The following is a 15423-nucleotide window of genomic DNA, read 5'->3' on the forward strand; positions in this document are numbered from 1 at the left end:
GCGTTTGATCAACTGTGCGGACTTCCTTGGCCCGGCGCGGGCCGATTTCGGGATCGCCTACCATCGCGTTCCGAGAGCCGGCTGGCCCGTTGAAGCCTTTTCTTCGGGCGCGCTCCTTTCGCTGCCGCCGTTGCGCTCCAGAACCTTCTTCACGGCCACATGCGAAAGCGCAATTCCGTCGTCGGCCAAAGCTTCGGCGATGGCGCGAAGAGACAGCCCGTGACCACGCAGTTCGCACATTCTGGCGATAGCCTTTTGTTCAGCGGCATCTTCGACCAGTTCGCCGTCGACGGCGATCTGATAACCAAACGGTCGCGCCCCGCCGAGAAAACGCCCCCGCTCGCGCTGGTCGGCCTTGGACTGGGAGACGCGCTCACGGATGCGGTCGCGCTCGGCTTCGGCGAAGGCGCTGGCGATGGTGAAGAACAGCTTCGACAGACCGTTACCGGCGATGTCGCCGCCAAGGTCGATCAAATGCAGCTTGACGCCCCTGACCTTCAACGTCTCGACCATCTGCAGCGCGTCGAGCGCCGAGCGGAACAACCTGTCGAGCTTGGCGGCAATGACGACATCGCCTGCCTTCAGCTTGGCGAACAGCGCCGCGCCTGCAGGGCGTTCGGACAGCGGCACCGAACCGGACACGCCTTCCTCGACGATGGTTTCGGCAACCGTCATGGCGTGCATGAGGGCATAGCCCTCGATCTGTCGCTGCTGGACGTCAAGGCTCTCGCCCTCGGCGACCTGCCGGGCGGTGGAAACGCGGACGTAGGCGTAAACGGTCATGGTGCGGTTCCTGTAAGCGCGTTAACGTGCACATCGTATACGCGACGGATGACACGCTTGTAAAGGTCCTGTAGCGCGCTTACAGATTGAGACGGCTGATTGAACGCAACTATGGCAAACCGTGGAATTGACTGTCGGGTTGCCCGGCGTCAGGAAGCGCCGCGTCACGGACAAAGTGACAATATCAAGAGGCCAATCTGGCGAAGTTCCTCAGCATGGCGCAACAGGAGGGGAAGTATGAGAAACGAGATCAGCCTAGATCACATCGACCGGCAGCTGCAAAGGGTGCTGGCCGAACTGGCGGCGTTGCGCGAGCAGTTGGCCAGTCAGTCACCAGACCCAGCATACGTACAGCCAGCAGAGTTGTGCACCATCGATGAGTTCGTGATGGGCATGCTGGGGTTCCGTTCCCGCGTCAGCTACTACAACCACATCAATCAACCGGGGTGGCCGCAGCGCATCGTCGTCGGCGGCAAACGCCCAATGCTGAAGCGCGCGGACGGCGAGGCCTATGTCAAAGCGCAGGCCGACCTGGCCAACCCAATGCCCGCCGGGCAACCGAAGCTTTTGAGACAGAAGCCTTCGAAAAAACGGCGCGTTGGTCGGCCCGTCAAAGCACCTGTGAGGGGCGGGACATGAAGCCGGACGACCTCATGATCATCGGCGAGCCCCCGGCGAAGCTGGTCAAGGCGCTGGCGGTGATCGCCGACAAACTGCACCCGGCGTTCGACAGCACCGTCAGCAACATCGTTCCCGGCAAGTCGAAGGAGAGTTGCGTGCTGGCCTCGCTTGCGGTGCGCGACTTCCTCTGGCGCATCGGCTTCAAGGACGCCCGGCTGCAGACCGTCTACACCATCGTGCGCGGCCTCGATGCCGAGGGCAACCAGACGCACTCGGTGGGGGTCGGCGATCACAAGGGGATGCGGACGCTCGACAAGCGCGACACGCGCGACACGCCGGTCGCTTGGTCCGGTCACATGGTGGTGTTGGTCGACAGCTTCCTCATCGATCCGACTGTCTACCAGATGCGCCGCCCGGCATGGGAAGGCCTGCCCGGCATGATGGTGCTGCCGCTCGACCTCGTCGGCGCTGAGCGGCAACTCGGCCTCGACCCGCTGGCAGGCACCGAGGCGCTTTGGGACGACAAGCGGGTGGTCATGATCTGGCTGGCGCAGGAGAACGAGCGGTGGCGTAGCGTGCACGACACCCGGCGGGATCGCCGGGCTCCGGTGGTCAAGGCGCTGGTGCAGGCTTTCGGCAGGTGGCAGGAGGGCGGCAACTAGCCGCCCTTTTTCTTTGCCGCGTCCCGCGCCGCGATGATCGTGTCGACGTAGGTCTCGCCCAACCCGCCGAAGACAATGGTACGCATATCCCCCGGCTTCATCGGCAGGCAAGGGGTGGGGGTGGCTTTGTGGAGCCCCACTAAGACGCGCGCCGTGATGGCTGGCGCATCGACATTCAAGTTCAGGGCGCAGACCGGTCATGCGTCCGACGTCATGCTTGCCCGCTACATCCGCGACGGGGATAGACGATGACGCCGACCAACTCGTCGCCAGCGAACTCAAACTGTGGCTGAAGCGGCGCGTTCGGCGTGACGTGACGGAGATCGCCGCAGGCTACAAGACCCGGTTCGGGCTTGCGCCTCGCTCGATCCGCGTCGCTGATTTTGCAAGCGGCTGGGGATCGTGCGGCCCCGAGGGCAACATCCTCATCAACTGGCATCTCGTATTCGCGCCGAGGAAGGTGCTGGAATATGTCGTCGCCCACGAACTTGCCCATCTCCGGCATCGTTCGCACGGTCCTGCTTTCTGGGATTTTCTCCGGGCTGTCTTGCCCGACTTCGAGGCGTCCAAGGCGTGGCTGGAAACTAATCAAGGCAGCCTGAGTGCGGAGTTCCTTGAGAGTTGACGGCGGCATCAATAGATGCGGGTCAGGCCGTTTGCTTGGCCTCGCAGCCGGCGCGCCATTTCTCACAATTCGACCCGTGGCGATGAGGATCAAGCTGACGCCGGAAGGTGCGGCAGGCTGTCGCAAATCGGACCCGTCTTACGGGTCTAAGCACCGTTCAAAGATGCAGCCAAGGGTGCAGCCCGTCCGAAGAAACCATCGAAAAAGTAAATGAAATCAAACTGATGGACGAAGCTGCTGGCGGAGAGGGAGGGATTCGAACCCCCGATGGGCTTGCACCCATGCCGCATTTCGAGTGCGGTGCATTCGACCACTCTGCCACCTCTCCGCGGTCATGGTCCGCCGTTGCCGGCGCGGCGCACTAGATAACGGCTGGGCGGACAGGTTACAAGGGCCAATCTGCCTGATATCAGGCTTCTCTCCGGGCCTTATGGCTCGTCCTTCGATCCCTCTGCCGTCTGTGCCAACGCCATCGGCTTGCCTTGGGCAATCCGATGGCTTGCTTTCGGCCGTTTGCCTGTCGGCCGTTTGCCTTGACTCGCGCCGAACCTTCGGTTAGGGACAGCGCGCAATCGGCGTGGAGGGTTCTTCCGCGCCGCTTGTTTTTTGAACCCGCAGACTGACAAAAAGACGGCCGAACCGCCTGAAGCGGTTCATCAAGGCCGACCGAACAGCGAAAGGCAAAAAATGTTCGCAGTCATCAAAACGGGCGGCAAGCAGTATCGCGTCGCCGCCAACGATCTCCTGAAGATCGAAAAAGTCGAAGGCCAGGTCGGCGATATCGTTGAGATCGGCCACGTGCTCGCGCATGGCGAGGGCGAGAATGTCACGTTCGGCGCGCCGTTCGTCGGCGGCGCCCTGGTCACCGCCGAAGTCGTCGAACAGGGCAAGAACCGCACGGTCATCGCCTTCAAGAAGCGCCGCCGGCAGAATTCGCGCCGCAAGATCGGCCATCGCCAGCTTTTGACCACCGTGCGGATCGCCGAGATCCTGCTGGATGGTGCCAAGCCGACGAAAAAGGCCGCGGCCAAGACCGAGGCAAAGGCTGCTCCGAAGAAGGAAGCCAAGGCAGAGGCTGCGCCGAACGAAGCAGAGGCCAAGGCAACCGAAACCGCCGCTCCGCTGTTCAAGACGCCGAAGGGCGAGCCGGACGATCTGACCGTGATCAAGGGCATCGGCCCGGTTGCGGCCGGCCAGTTGAACGAGCAGGGCATCACGACCTTCGCTCAGATCGCCAAGCTGTCCGACAAGGATGTCGCCAAGATCGACGAGCATATGCCGTTCAGCGCCGACCAGATCATGGACTGGCGCGAGCAGGCCAAGGAATTGGCGAAGAAGTAAAGCGGCCCGGCGCGATCGTCGCCGGTTCGGACTTGAAACGGAACGCGAACGCGTTCATAAGACCTTTTAAGCGCCCTTGAGGCGCATCGGAGTTAGTTAGATGGCACACAAGAAAGCTGGCGGTTCGTCGCGCAATGGTCGCGACTCCCATTCCAAGCGGCTCGGCGTGAAGAAGTTCGGCGGCGAAGCCGTGATTCCGGGCAACATCATTATTCGTCAGCGTGGCACGACGTGGCATCCCGGCACCAATGTCGGCATTGGCACGGATCACACGCTGTTTGCGCTCGAAGCTGGCGCAGTCACCTTCAACAAAAAAGCCAATGGCCGAACCTACGTATCGGTGAACCCGATGACGAAGGCCGCGGAGTAGCCGGTTCCGTACGAGAACACCGGCACCCATCTCGGGAACCGGTGTCTGGCCAAGCCAGGAAATGGATCAGGGGAGATGGGTTTCCATCTCCCCTTTTTCTTGTGCCTGGAGGACTGACATGGTTGCCGAAGCGGAAGACACAGACGGTGAAAGTTACGCGATAGATTGTCCGGTCCTGGTGACCGAGCGGCTGGTCCTGCGGCCGCCGCGCGAAAGCGATATCGAGCAACTGGTGGTGCTCGCCGACAACCGCCACGTCGCCGAAATGCTGGCCCGCATGCCGCACCCCTATGGCGAGGCCGAGGCACGCGCCTTCCTCGCCATGACGGCATCGCGCCGGGCCGGCATTGCCTATGCCCTGACGTTGGCCGGCACCGAAACCTTCGTCGGTTGCGCCGGGCTCAACACCACCGATCGCGGGCTGGAACTCGGCTACTGGATCGGCGAGCCCTACTGGAAGCGCGGCTATGCGACGGAAGCCGCGCATGCGCTGGTCGACCTGGCCTTCCAGAAGACGGCGGTCCAGGTGCTGCATGCCTCGACGCGGGTCATCAATCCGGCCTCACGCCGGGTCATTCACAAATGCGGCTTCCAATATGCCGGCCAGGGCATGCTGAACTCGATCGTCGCCGGCCAGGTGCCCGTCGAGCGCTACCGTCTCGATCGCAAGACCTGGACCAGCCTGCGAAACTGGGTGCATTTCTGATGGACGCTGGTCAAACCATCTCGACCCAGACCGGCAGGTGGTCCGAGCCGACCGCTTGCCGGTCAACCCACAGGCGCTTCAGCGATTTGGCGAGCGAGGCGCTGGTGAAGACATAGTCGATGCGCTTGTGGCGGCTGGCGTCGTCAGGCCGCTTGGGGTCGACCCAGGTGATGAGATCGGCGCCTGTGGCGGCAAGGCGAAGGGCGACATCGACGGCAAGATCGGCGGTCACAGGCATGCCGAACTCGTGATCCAGGCGGCCGGCGAGTTCGACATATTCCGGCGATCCGGCCAGCATGTTGAAATCGCCCATGACGACGAAGCCTTCGGGACAAGGCAGGTCGGGCAGGCCGACCTCGGCGACGCCCGACAGCGCGCCGCCCTCGATCGCATAGTTCAACAAGCGCTGGCGCAGAAACCGGATCTGGCTGGCGCGTTCGACCGGGCTGCGATGATCGAGATGGGTGGAATAGAAGCGGATGAAACCAAGCGGCGTCTCGATCAGCGCCTCCAGCGCGCCGCGCTGGAAATTCATCACTTCGAAACTGCGGCTGCGCGGCAAGAGGAGATTGCGCGACAGATGAACGGGCGTCTTCGACAGCACCATGTTGCCGAGCTGAAAGGTGGTGGTGATGGCGCGGCCGTTTTCCAGGCGCGAGCCGACATTGGCCTCGAAATTGCTGCTGTAGACGGCGAAGTATTCGGGCAGCGCCTCGCCGAGCTCGGCCACCATGTCGCGGCCGCCATTGTTGGGGTTGTTGCGCGAGACCTCCTGCAGCGCGATCACGTCGGCGCCGCGCACGGCATCGGCGATGCGGCCGACATCGTAGCGGCCGTCGAGACCGACGCCGTAGTGGATGTTGTAGGTTACGAGCTTCATTGCGACTCCGGCCATGTTCATAAACAGCCTCGCCCTTCGCCCCGCCTTGGTTTAGAGCAGTGCCGAAGGTTTAGAGCAATGCCGCAAGGCCACTAGCAGAAACTCAGCAATCCGATGAAATTTCTCGATCAAGCCAAGGTTTACATCCGCTCCGGCGACGGCGGCGCCGGTTCGGTGTCGTTCCGGCGCGAAAAGTTCATCGAGTTCGGCGGGCCCGACGGCGGCGACGGCGGCCGCGGCGGCGATGTCTGGGTGGAGGCGGTCGATGGGCTGAACACGCTGATCGACTATCGCTATCAGCAGCATTTCAAGGCCAAGACCGGTACCCACGGCATGGGCCGCAACATGACCGGCGCCAAGGGCGGCGACGTCACGCTGAAAGTGCCGGCGGGAACGCAGGTCTTTGCCGAGGACAACGAGACGCTGATCTGCGACCTGACTGTGGTCGGCCAGCGCTTCCTTTTGGCCAAGGGCGGCAATGGCGGCTTCGGCAACCAGCATTTCAAGACCTCGACCAACCAGGCGCCGCGCCGCGCCAACCCCGGCCAGCCGGGCGAAGAGCTCAACATCTGGCTCAGGCTCAAGCTGATCGCCGATGCCGGCGTGGTTGGCCTGCCCAATGCCGGCAAGTCGACTTTTCTCGCCGCCGTCACCGCAGCCAAGCCGAAGATCGCCGATTATCCCTTCACCACGCTGCATCCGGGTCTCGGTGTGGCCCGCATCGACGGTCGCGAGTTCGTCATCGCCGATGTTCCCGGCCTGATCGAAGGCGCGCATGAAGGCGTCGGTATCGGCGACCGTTTCCTCGGACATGTCGAACGCACGCGCGTCCTTCTGCACCTCGTCTCGGCGCAGGAAGAAAATCCCGGGAAGGCCTACAAGACCGTGCGCACCGAACTCGACGCCTATGGCCATGGTCTGATCGAGAAGGTCGAGATCGTAGCACTTTCCCAGGTCGACACGCTCGATGCCGACGCACGCAAGAAGAAGGTCGCTTCGCTGAAACGCGCCGCCGGCCGCGCGCCGATGCTTTTGTCCGCGGTCACCGGCGAAGGCGTCGAAGCAGTTCTGCGGGCGCTGATCGCGGTCGTGGCCGAGGCGCGCGAAGCTGTCGCCACTCCGGTCGAGACGCGCTGGAGATAGCGATGGCCGCGCAGTCGCTGAGAAAATACCGGCGCATCACCGTCAAGATCGGTTCGGCGCTGCTTGTCGACCGCACGACAGGCCTGAAGCGCGACTGGCTGGCCTCGCTTGCCGGCGACATCTCAGTGCTGGCCGAAGTTGGCGCCGAGATCCTCGTCGTGTCGTCCGGCGCCATCGCGCTTGGTCGCACCATTTTAGGCCTCGGCAAGCGGGCGCTGAAGCTCGAGGAGAGCCAGGCGGCGGCCGCCGTCGGGCAGATTGCGCTGGCCGGCGCCTGGTCGGAGGCGCTCGGCAAGGGCGGCCTGAAATCGGGCCAGATCCTGCTGACGCTCGGCGACACCGAAGAGCGCCGCCGCTATCTCAATGCGCGCGCGACGATCTCGACGCTGCTGAAGATGAAGGCGGTGCCGGTCATCAACGAGAACGACACGGTGGCAACCTCCGAAATTCGCTATGGCGACAATGACCGGCTGGCGGCGCGGGTCGCCACAATGATGGGCGCCGATCTCTTGGTGCTGCTCTCCGACATTGACGGGCTCTACACCGCGCCGCCGGCGCGCGACCCGCAGGCCCGGTTCATTCCGATCGTCGACCGCATCACCGCCGAGATCGAGGCGATGGCAGGTGCGGCCGCTTCGGAGTTTTCGCGCGGCGGCATGCGCACCAAGCTCGACGCCGGCAAGATTGCCACCGCCGCCGGCACCGCCATGATCATCACATCAGGCACCCGCCTGTCGCCGCTGATGGCGATCGAGCGTGGCGAGCGGGCGACTTTCTTCCGGCCGAGCGCCAATCCGGTCAAGGGCTACAAGACCTGGATCGCCGGGCAGCTCGAACCGGCTGGCCGGCTGACAGTCGATGCCGGCGCCATCGGCGCGCTGCTGTCGGGCAAATCGCTGCTGCCGGCCGGCGTCAAACTGGTCAGCGGCAATTTCTCGCGCGGCGACACGGTGGCGATCCTGTCGCCCGAAGGCCGCGAGATCGCGCGCGGACTGGTTGCCTACGATGCCGCCGATGCCGTAAGGATTGCAGGCTTGAAAACAGCCGAGATCGAAACCGTGCTTGGCTACGAAGCGCGCTCGGCGATGATCCACCGCGACGACCTTGTGGTGAACCATTCGGGTGACCAAGTACGGGCCGCTGACCAAGTACAGGCCGGTGACCAAGTAACCAGCGGAGGATGAGCCATGCTGAAGCTGCATGAAAAATCCCGGGACGACACTGCCGCGCTAATGGCCGATATCGGCCGCCGCGCGCGGGCCGCCGCCCGACCGCTGGCCGTCGCCACAGCCGAGCGCAAGCACGCCGCGTTGATCGCCATGGCGCAGGCGATCCTTCGCCACGAGCAGGATATTCTCGACGCCAACGCCATCGACATCAGCAAAGGCGAGCAGTCCGGGCTTTCAGCCTCTTTCATGGACCGGCTGAAGCTCGATCCTGCCCGCATCCGTGCCATGGCCGACGGCATCAGCGAAATCGCCGAACTGAGCGATCCCATCGGCGATGTCATCGCCGCATGGGATCGGCCGAACGGCCTGCATATCGAGCGCGTGCGCACACCGCTCGGCGTCGTCGGCGTCATCTATGAGAGCCGGCCGAACGTGACGGCCGATGCCGGTGCGCTTTGCCTCAAGGCCGGCAATCCGGTGATCCTGCGCGGCGGCTCGGATTCGCTCAACTCCTCGGCGGCTATCCATGCCTGCCTGGTCGAAGGGCTGAAGACGGCCAAGCTGCCGGAGGATGCCATCCAGCTGGTGCCGACCGCCGACCGCGCCGCTGTCGGCGAGATGCTGAAAGGGCTTTCCGGCAATATCGACGTCATCATTCCGCGCGGCGGCAAGAACCTGGTCGAACGCGTCCAGAACGAGGCGCGGGTGCCGGTCTTCGCTCATCTCGAAGGCATCTGCCATCTCTACATCGACCGCTCGGCTGATCTCGACATGGCGGTCAGCATCGCGGTCAACGCCAAGATGCGGCGCACCGGCGTCTGCGGCGCGGCCGAGACGCTGCTGGTCGACCGCGCTGTTGCCTCCACCCATTTGGTGCCGATCCTTGAGGCGTTACGCGCGGCAGGGTGCGCAATCCACGCCGACGCCGAGGTGCTGAAAGTGTTCGCCGACGCCCAGCCGGCGACCGACGCCGACTGGGTGAGCGAATATCTCGATGCCATCATCGCGGCAAAACTAGTCGACGGCGTTGCCGGCGCGATCGAGCATATCGAGAATTTTTCATCGCACCACACCGAGGCGATCGTCGCCGAGGATGCCAGCGCGGTCGAACGGTTCTTCAATGAGATCGATTCGGCGATCCTTCTGCACAATGCCTCGACCCAATTCGCCGATGGCGGCGAATTCGGCATGGGCGCCGAGATCGGCATCGCCACCGGCAAAATGCATGCGCGCGGCCCGGTCGGTGTCGAGCAACTGACCTCGTTCAAGTACCGCGTGCGTGGGACCGGACAGGTGAGGCCTTGAAGCTATTCGCGGTTAGAGCCTGAGAGGCGTGCGCCCAGCCACCCCCCTCTGTCCTGCCGGACATCTCCCCCGCAAGGGGGGAGATCGGATGTCGTTTCTGTTTTCGCCAATCGCCGACGCTGCAAGATTTGCGGCTGCGATGAAGCCGCCAATCTCCCCCCTTGCGGGGGAGATGCCAAGTTTTGGCAAAGAGGGCAGGACAGAGGGGGGTGCTTAGCACGATGCTCTCCCCTTCCGAACAACCCGTCCCCTCTCGCTACCTTCACATGCCGCATGCCGGAAAGGGCCTGGCCGTCGGGCTGTTCGGCGGCTCGTTCAATCCTGCCCATGCCGGCCACGCACTGGTTGCCGAGGTCGCGCTCAGACGTCTGGCGCTCGATCAGCTGTGGTGGATGGTGACGCCGGGCAATCCGCTCAAGAGCGCGCGGGAACTGGCGCCGCTGGCCGAGCGGCTGCGCCTGTCCGAGCAGATCGCCCGGAACCCGAAGGTCAAGGTCACCGCCTTCGAGGCGACCCATTATGTCCGCTTCACCGCCGACACGCTGGCCCTGGTCAAGGCGCGCAACCCGGGCGTCGACTTCGTCTGGATCATGGGCGCCGATTCGCTTCGTGATTTCCACCGCTGGCAGCGCTGGCGCCAGATCGTGATGACGTTTCCGATCGCGGTGATCGACCGCCCTGGCGCGACGCTGTCGTTCCTGTCGTCCGTCGTCGCCAAGACCTTCGATTACGCGCGTGTCGACGAAGGCGACGCGCCGCGGCTCGCCCGCATGAAGGCGCCGGCCTGGACCTTCATCCACGGTCCGCGCTCGTCGCTGTCGTCGACCGCGATCCGCAATTCGGCGAACGGATAGGAGTCTCCTTCTCCCCTTGTTGTGGGAGAAGGGAAGACCGCTGATGTCGCATTTGCGGCTGCTTTTCCCCGATCCGTAGGCGATCCTGCGCGGGCATGGCGATTCTCGAGCGAAACCAGACCAGACGCGATCCGGCGCAGGGCAGCCCGCCAGCCCCGGCGATCGCCATTGCCAGCATCGTCCTGTCGATGGCGCTGGTTGCGGTCGGCAACGGACTTATGTTCGCCTATATCCCGGTCCGGCTCGGCGCCGAGGGCTTCGATCCGACCTGGGCCGGGCTGATCGTCACCGGCCTTTCGGCCGGCGGCCTGGCAGGCTGCATCCTGACCGGTCCGCTGGTGCGGCGCGTCGGCCATGCTCGCGCGTTCATGGCGCTGTCGGCCTTGATCGTGCTGTCGAACGCCGCCGTCGGGGCCGGGCCGCACCCGCTGTCGTGGATCGCAGCACGCGCGCTCTATGGCTTTGCCATATGCGGCTTGTTCATCGTTGCGCAAAGCTGGCTGAACGACGTCGTCGCCAACGCCATACGCGGCAGGGTCATGGCCTTCTTCTACGTCGCCTATGTCGCCGGGCTCGGTGTCGGCTACTCCACACTGGCGCTGATCGACATAAGGGCTGCGGACGCGCCGTTGATCGGCATCGCCTTCACCGCGCTGTCGATCCTTCCTGTTGGGCTGACGCGGCTCGCCCAGCCACCGCCGCCGCAGGCGGCGTCGGTCGCGCTTGGCCGGGCCTGGCGGATTTCGCCGGTGGGCGTGGCCGGCATGCTTGCCGTCGGTGGCCTGTCGATGACGATTTCGGGCTTCGCGCCGATCCATGCCACGGCCAGGGGCTACAGCCAGGCAGATGTGGCGCTGCTTTTGTCGGCGATGCCTGTCGGCACATTGATCCTGCAGATCCCGCTCGGCTGGATTTCCGACCGCACCGACCGGCGCTTTGTGCTGGCCGCCGCTTCGGCGCTTGCCACGGTGGCGGGCCTGTTCGCCCTCGGCTTCGACGGTGGAGCGCTGGCGGCGCTGGTCGTCATCTACGTGGTCTGGGACGGCGCATCGGAATCGATCTATTCGCTGGCCAGCGCGCATGCCGCCGACCGCGCCGGCAAGGACGACATGGTGGCGCTGTCCAGTTCGCTGCTGTTTGCGTGGTCGCTGTCCGGCTTCATCGTGCCCGGCATCGTGACCGGGCTTTCCGCTGTCTACGGAACGCAGGCTTTCATCTATGTGGCCATCGTAATTGCCGCTGCCTTTTGCCTGTTCGTGCTGTGGCGTGTGGTGGCGATGTCGCCTGTTCCCGCTGCCGAGACCGGCAATTTCGCGCCGATGACGGCGCAGGCACCGCTGCCAGTCGACCTCGCTTTCCCATCCGAAGAGCAGCGTCGCGCGTACAAGTAGACCTACGCCGGCAATTGATCATCTCACTGTCTCGTGACGGTTTCCTGCCGTGGCGCTTCCGGTGGTGGCGCGGGTATAGAAATGCCTTCGCTGTCGAAAGCCTGCTTGGCGCGTTTGGTTAGGTCGACCTGGGTAGCGAAGAAATCTGCGGCCGAGGTCCAGTAGCGCAAGGTGATGGCGACGTTGCTGTCGCCAACGGTCGCCACAAAGGCAATCGGCGCCGGCTCCCGTCTGACGCGTCGCTCCGCGGCGGCGACGCCAAGCATGGCCTTCTGCGCGAGATCGATATCGTTCCAAGACCCTATGGTGAGCGTGATGTCGGCGCGACGGAAGCCGTTGCGCGTATAGTTGCGGACTGGCTGGTTCCACAGCGTCGAATTGGGGGCGAGGATGTAGACGCCGTCGACCGTTCTCAGCGTGGTGGCGAACAGGCCGATTTCCTCGATGGTCCCGGAAATGACGCCGACCTCGACATATTCGCCGATGCGGAATGGCCGCAGCGCCAGCAGCATGATGCCGGCGGCAATGTTCTGCAGCGTGCCTTGCAGCGCCAGGCCGATGGCCAGGCCGATGGCGCCAATGGCGGCAATGATCGAGGTCGTCTGGACGCCGAATTGGCCGAGCACCATGACGACGACGAGGATCAGTATGGCGTAGCGGACGATCCTCGAGAAGAAGTGGCGCAGCGTCGTGTCGAAGCCATGGATATGGCCGAGGCCGGCATAGATCGAGCGCTGGGCAAGGCCGGCGACGGTATAGCCGAGGACCAGCAGGATGACGGCGCCGATGGCCGAGAAGGAGTACGAGACGATCAGCGCGCTGAGCTGGGCAAGGCCGGACTGCACGGTGAGGAGAGCGTTCTGAGGGTCGATTGGCATGAGGGGGATCCAGTTGGTCAATGCGCCGATAACCCAGGCCAGGCGACAAGAGTTCCGATTTTTCTTCAACTGCGGAACCGGAAGAACGGTTCTTCGTTGGCTACAGCAGGGCTGCCGTCTTGAAACTGCAACGCAACTCTGCCTATCTAAGGGGGTCACCTGCTTTGAAGGGTGATTTGGTTGTTCTTGCTGCGAAAGGAAATACACTGAGAACAGCACTTTGGAAGAAGGCCGACATCGTGCCTTCGCCGGCCGGGATCAGCGTAAACGACGCCGTGTCCCGCGCCATCAAGACAGTCCTTGCCAGTCTGGAAGACTCCAAGGCCGAAAACATCGTCTCAATCGACATTCAGGGAAAATCGAGCCTCGGTGACTATATGGTCATCGCGTCCGGCCGATCGCACCGTCATGTCTCGGCTGTCGCCGATCATCTCCTCAAGGCGCTCAAGGATGCCGGGCTCGGCACGGCTCGCGTCGAGGGACTGGCCGGCGCCGACTGGGTCCTGATCGATTCAGGCGACATCATCGTCCATGTCTTCCGTCCCGAAGTCCGCGATTTCTACAATCTCGAAAAGATGTGGCAAGCGCCGGACCTCGAGGAAGAGACCCTCCACTGAGCCGTATTTGATTGATGCATGTCGTTCCCGAAACCGGTGACCACTTTTGGTGACATGCATTAGCGGCTCTTCGAGGCAGGGATGAAAATTGCCGTTCATGCCGTGGGCCGGATGAAAGCCGGCCCCGAGAAGCAGCTCGCCGACCGGTATTTCGAGCGCTTCGCCAAGAGCGGACCGGTCGTAGGGCTCGAATTCTCAGGGGTTGTCGAGACTCCTGAGGGCCGCGCTCAGACCGCCAACGAGCGTCGCCGCGAAGAAGGCCAGAAACTGCAGACGCAGTTGCAGCCTGGTGCCGCGCTGATGCTGCTCGACGAACGCGGCAAGAGTTTTTCATCCGAGGATTTCGCCGGGCGCATCGGCCTGTTGCGTGATGGCGGGCGCAGGGCACTTGTCATTGCCATTGGCGGTGCCGACGGTCACGATCAGTCGCTGCGCGATCAGGCCGATCTGATGGTGTCGTTCGGCGCGTTGACATGGCCGCACCAACTGGTCCGTGTCATGTTGGGCGAGCAGCTTTACCGGGCCGCCACTATTCTTTCGGGTCATCCCTACCATCGTTCATGAACCCGACCAAAACCGGTGAACTGAGGGCCCAGCCGCAGGGATTTTGGTCCCAGGCCCGGGAGTTTATGCTAGATTGGCGAGGCTTCGAACATGGTTGATGGTTCGTTAACGAAGCCACGCATAGGGTCTGGCTTCAATGTCTGAAGATTGGAAATCGCGAACGGGCTTTTGGCGCGCGCGCTGCGGCTTGGCAGCGGCGGCGCTTATGCTGTCGCTCGGCGCTGCGTGGGCGCAGAACAGGCTCGACATGGCGCCTGACCCGGACCAGAGCCGCGCCGAATACGAACGGGTGTCGAAGGAGATCACGCTGTCGTCCGAGCGGCTGGCCAAGCTCGCCGCCGACATGGCGACGGTCAAGAAGGACCATGCCTCGATCACCGCGGCGCTGATCCAGTCGGCAATGACCGAACAGAAGCTCGGCCAGGACATCGAGGACATCGGTGCCAAGCTGGAAGGGCTGAAGGGCGAGGAGCAGAAAATCCGCGCCTCGCTGGCCGCCAGACGCGACGTTCTGGCCGAGGTGCTGGCCGCGCTGCAGCGCATGGGGCTCAATCCGCCGCCGGCCATCCTGGTCAAGCCGGAGGACGCGCTGTCGTCGGTGCGCAGCGCCATTCTGCTCGGCGCCGTGGTGCCGGAACTGCGCCAGCAGACCGAGATATTGCTGGCGGACCTCAAGGAGCAGTCGCGGGTGACCGCCTCGATCGAGGCGGAGCGGGCGCGGCTGACGGCGGCAGTCGGCGAGCAGACGGCGGAAAAGAAGCGGCTCGGCATGCTGCTCGAAGCCAAGCAGAAACTCGAAGCCGAGACGCAAACGGCGCTGGCGGCGGAAAAGCAGCGATCCGAAGCACTGGCGGCCAAGGCCGGCAGCCTAAAGGAACTGATCGCCTCGCTCGAGGCAGACAAGGCCCGCAAGGCGGCGGCCGCGGCGAAGGCAGCCGAGCAGAAGGCCGCAGAGCAGAAGGCAGCGGGCGCCGACAAGGCTCCGGCGCAGACGGCTCCGGCACAGAAGGCCCCGGCACAGACGGAACTGGCGGCCCTGCCGGTCCCGGAAGCCAACCGGCTCACCGCCGCTGCACCGTTTTCGGCGCTTCAGGGGCAGATCGCGCTGCCCGTCACCGGCAAGATCAAGCGGCGGTTCGGGGCCAGCGACGGTAACGGCGCAGTGATGCTCGGTGACATGGTTGCGACACAATCGGGAGCCATCGTCACCGCGCCAGCGGACGGAAATGTGCTTTATGCGGGACCTTTTCGCTCCTATGGTCAACTCTTGATCCTGAACGCGGGTGACGGCTATCATGTCGTTCTCGCGGGGATGAGCAGAATCAGCGTCGCGTCTGGCCAGTCGGTGCTCGCAGGAGAGCCGGTCGGCGCGATGGGAGAGGCCCGGGTGGCGAGCACCTCGGCATCGAAGAATGGAAATGCCACGCCGGAGCTCTATGTTGAGTTCCGCAAGGATGGAAAACCCGTCGATCCGACCCCATGGTGGGCGGACCGTTTCTCTGGAAGGACGTGAG

Annotated in this window: 17 protein-coding genes and 1 tRNA gene; 14 read left to right on the forward strand and 4 right to left on the reverse strand. The window is 63.9% G+C overall.

The features are described from left to right. Positions 1 to 57 precede the first annotated feature (57 nt). Positions 58 to 783: a recombinase family protein gene (locus tag AC0NIE_RS06530; protein ID WP_473486278.1), complete on the reverse strand. Its 726-nt coding sequence runs from the start codon at positions 781 to 783 to the stop codon at positions 58 to 60. A gap of 237 nt (positions 784 to 1020) precedes the next feature. Between AC0NIE_RS06530 and AC0NIE_RS06535 the strand changes: the two genes are divergently transcribed. The 3 genes from AC0NIE_RS06535 to AC0NIE_RS06545 all read left to right on the forward strand — a co-directional run bounded on the left by AC0NIE_RS06535 (position 1021) and on the right by AC0NIE_RS06545 (position 2691). Continuing rightward, the gene (locus AC0NIE_RS06535) at positions 1021 to 1422 is read left to right on the forward strand and encodes a hypothetical protein (RefSeq protein ID WP_473486279.1); all 402 of its coding nucleotides are present in this window, start codon (positions 1021 to 1023) and stop codon (positions 1420 to 1422) included. Beyond that, the gene (locus AC0NIE_RS06540; protein WP_077377762.1) at positions 1419 to 2066 is read left to right on the forward strand and encodes a hypothetical protein; all 648 of its coding nucleotides are present in this window, start codon (positions 1419 to 1421) and stop codon (positions 2064 to 2066) included. The genes AC0NIE_RS06535 and AC0NIE_RS06540 overlap by 4 nt, the downstream gene beginning before the upstream one ends. Positions 2067 to 2283: 217 nt before the next feature. Further along, positions 2284 to 2691: a M48 family metallopeptidase gene (locus AC0NIE_RS06545; protein ID WP_473486280.1), complete on the forward strand. Its 408-nt coding sequence runs from the start codon at positions 2284 to 2286 to the stop codon at positions 2689 to 2691. Positions 2692 to 2929: 238 nt separating this feature from the next. Here AC0NIE_RS06545 and AC0NIE_RS06550 read toward each other — a convergent pair. After that, positions 2930 to 3019: transfer RNA gene (locus tag AC0NIE_RS06550), tRNA-Ser, on the reverse strand. 359 nt (positions 3020 to 3378) lie between these two features. Here AC0NIE_RS06550 and AC0NIE_RS06555 point away from each other — a divergent pair. The 3 genes from AC0NIE_RS06555 (at position 3379) to AC0NIE_RS06565 (ending at position 5108) form a co-directional block, all read left to right on the forward strand. Next, positions 3379 to 4032 carry a 50S ribosomal protein L21 gene (locus AC0NIE_RS06555; RefSeq protein WP_473486281.1) on the forward strand — a complete coding sequence of 218 codons (654 nt, stop codon included), beginning with the start codon at positions 3379 to 3381 and terminating at the stop codon, positions 4030 to 4032. 100 nt (positions 4033 to 4132) lie between these two features. Then, entirely contained in the window at positions 4133 to 4402 is a 270-nt protein-coding gene (gene rpmA, locus AC0NIE_RS06560) for a 50S ribosomal protein L27 (protein WP_023678077.1), read from the forward strand. Positions 4403 to 4520: 118 nt separating this feature from the next. Next, the gene (locus AC0NIE_RS06565; RefSeq protein ID WP_473486282.1) at positions 4521 to 5108 is read left to right on the forward strand and encodes a GNAT family N-acetyltransferase; all 588 of its coding nucleotides are present in this window, start codon (positions 4521 to 4523) and stop codon (positions 5106 to 5108) included. Positions 5109 to 5118: 10 nt separating this feature from the next. Here AC0NIE_RS06565 and AC0NIE_RS06570 read toward each other — a convergent pair whose 3' ends face one another. Further along, the gene (locus AC0NIE_RS06570) at positions 5119 to 5988 is read right to left on the reverse strand and encodes an endonuclease/exonuclease/phosphatase family protein (RefSeq protein WP_473486283.1); all 870 of its coding nucleotides are present in this window, start codon (positions 5986 to 5988) and stop codon (positions 5119 to 5121) included. Between the two features lie 114 nt (positions 5989 to 6102). Here AC0NIE_RS06570 and obgE point away from each other — a divergent pair, with 114 nt between their 5' ends. The 5 genes from obgE to AC0NIE_RS06595 all read left to right on the forward strand — a co-directional run bounded on the left by obgE (position 6103) and on the right by AC0NIE_RS06595 (position 11850). Next, positions 6103 to 7131 (forward strand): GTPase ObgE, encoded by a 1029-nt coding sequence (gene obgE / locus AC0NIE_RS06575; protein ID WP_473486284.1) that lies wholly within the window; start codon positions 6103 to 6105, stop codon positions 7129 to 7131. Positions 7132 to 7133: 2 nt separating this feature from the next. Then, entirely contained in the window at positions 7134 to 8315 is a 1182-nt protein-coding gene (gene proB, locus AC0NIE_RS06580; RefSeq protein WP_473486285.1) for a glutamate 5-kinase, read from the forward strand. Between the two features lie 3 nt (positions 8316 to 8318). After that, a complete protein-coding gene (locus AC0NIE_RS06585) occupies positions 8319 to 9605 on the forward strand; it encodes a glutamate-5-semialdehyde dehydrogenase (RefSeq protein ID WP_473486286.1) in 1287 nt (428 codons plus the stop codon). Between the two features lie 266 nt (positions 9606 to 9871). Then, positions 9872 to 10459, forward strand: a complete 588-nt coding sequence (locus AC0NIE_RS06590; protein WP_473486382.1) for a nicotinate-nucleotide adenylyltransferase — start codon at positions 9872 to 9874, stop codon at positions 10457 to 10459. 95 nt (positions 10460 to 10554) lie between these two features. Further along, complete coding sequence (locus AC0NIE_RS06595) at positions 10555 to 11850, forward strand: MFS transporter (protein ID WP_473486287.1); 1296 nt, start codon at positions 10555 to 10557, stop codon at positions 11848 to 11850. Positions 11851 to 11873: 23 nt separating this feature from the next. Here the strand turns inward: AC0NIE_RS06595 and AC0NIE_RS06600 are convergent, their stop codons facing one another. After that, positions 11874 to 12728, reverse strand: a complete 855-nt coding sequence (locus AC0NIE_RS06600) for a mechanosensitive ion channel family protein (protein WP_473486288.1) — start codon at positions 12726 to 12728, stop codon at positions 11874 to 11876. 239 nt (positions 12729 to 12967) lie between these two features. Here AC0NIE_RS06600 and rsfS point away from each other — a divergent pair, with 239 nt between their 5' ends. The 3 genes from rsfS (at position 12968) to AC0NIE_RS06615 (ending at position 15422) form a co-directional block, all read left to right on the forward strand. Continuing rightward, positions 12968 to 13345, forward strand: a complete 378-nt coding sequence (gene rsfS / locus AC0NIE_RS06605) for a ribosome silencing factor (RefSeq protein WP_023800052.1) — start codon at positions 12968 to 12970, stop codon at positions 13343 to 13345. Positions 13346 to 13426: 81 nt separating this feature from the next. Continuing rightward, positions 13427 to 13909, forward strand: coding sequence for a 23S rRNA (pseudouridine(1915)-N(3))-methyltransferase RlmH (gene rlmH / locus AC0NIE_RS06610; protein ID WP_473486289.1), 483 nt, complete (start codon positions 13427 to 13429; stop codon positions 13907 to 13909). Between the two features lie 136 nt (positions 13910 to 14045). Then, positions 14046 to 15422, forward strand: coding sequence for a murein hydrolase activator EnvC family protein (locus AC0NIE_RS06615; protein ID WP_473486290.1), 1377 nt, complete (start codon positions 14046 to 14048; stop codon positions 15420 to 15422). Position 15423 lies beyond the last annotated feature (1 nt).

Source organism: Mesorhizobium sp. WSM4842, assembly GCF_055901575.1.

Coding starts and splice junctions, on each gene's coding strand:
- AC0NIE_RS06530 (WP_473486278.1), bottom strand. CDS start 783: ATGACCGTTTACGCCTACGTCCGCGTTTCCACCGCCCGGCAGGTCGCC.
- AC0NIE_RS06535 (WP_473486279.1), top strand. CDS start 1,021: ATGAGAAACGAGATCAGCCTAGATCACATCGACCGGCAGCTGCAAAGG.
- AC0NIE_RS06540 (WP_077377762.1), top strand. CDS start 1,419: ATGAAGCCGGACGACCTCATGATCATCGGCGAGCCCCCGGCGAAGCTG.
- AC0NIE_RS06555 (WP_473486281.1), top strand. CDS start 3,379: ATGTTCGCAGTCATCAAAACGGGCGGCAAGCAGTATCGCGTCGCCGCC.
- rpmA (WP_023678077.1), top strand. CDS start 4,133: ATGGCACACAAGAAAGCTGGCGGTTCGTCGCGCAATGGTCGCGACTCC.
- AC0NIE_RS06565 (WP_473486282.1), top strand. CDS start 4,521: ATGGTTGCCGAAGCGGAAGACACAGACGGTGAAAGTTACGCGATAGAT.
- AC0NIE_RS06570 (WP_473486283.1), bottom strand. CDS start 5,988: ATGAAGCTCGTAACCTACAACATCCACTACGGCGTCGGTCTCGACGGC.
- obgE (WP_473486284.1), top strand. CDS start 6,103: ATGAAATTTCTCGATCAAGCCAAGGTTTACATCCGCTCCGGCGACGGC.
- proB (WP_473486285.1), top strand. CDS start 7,134: ATGGCCGCGCAGTCGCTGAGAAAATACCGGCGCATCACCGTCAAGATC.
- AC0NIE_RS06585 (WP_473486286.1), top strand. CDS start 8,319: ATGCTGAAGCTGCATGAAAAATCCCGGGACGACACTGCCGCGCTAATG.
- AC0NIE_RS06590 (WP_473486382.1), top strand. CDS start 9,872: ATGCCGCATGCCGGAAAGGGCCTGGCCGTCGGGCTGTTCGGCGGCTCG.
- AC0NIE_RS06595 (WP_473486287.1), top strand. CDS start 10,555: ATGGCGATTCTCGAGCGAAACCAGACCAGACGCGATCCGGCGCAGGGC.
- AC0NIE_RS06600 (WP_473486288.1), bottom strand. CDS start 12,728: ATGCCAATCGACCCTCAGAACGCTCTCCTCACCGTGCAGTCCGGCCTT.
- rlmH (WP_473486289.1), top strand. CDS start 13,427: ATGAAAATTGCCGTTCATGCCGTGGGCCGGATGAAAGCCGGCCCCGAG.
- AC0NIE_RS06615 (WP_473486290.1), top strand. CDS start 14,046: ATGTCTGAAGATTGGAAATCGCGAACGGGCTTTTGGCGCGCGCGCTGC.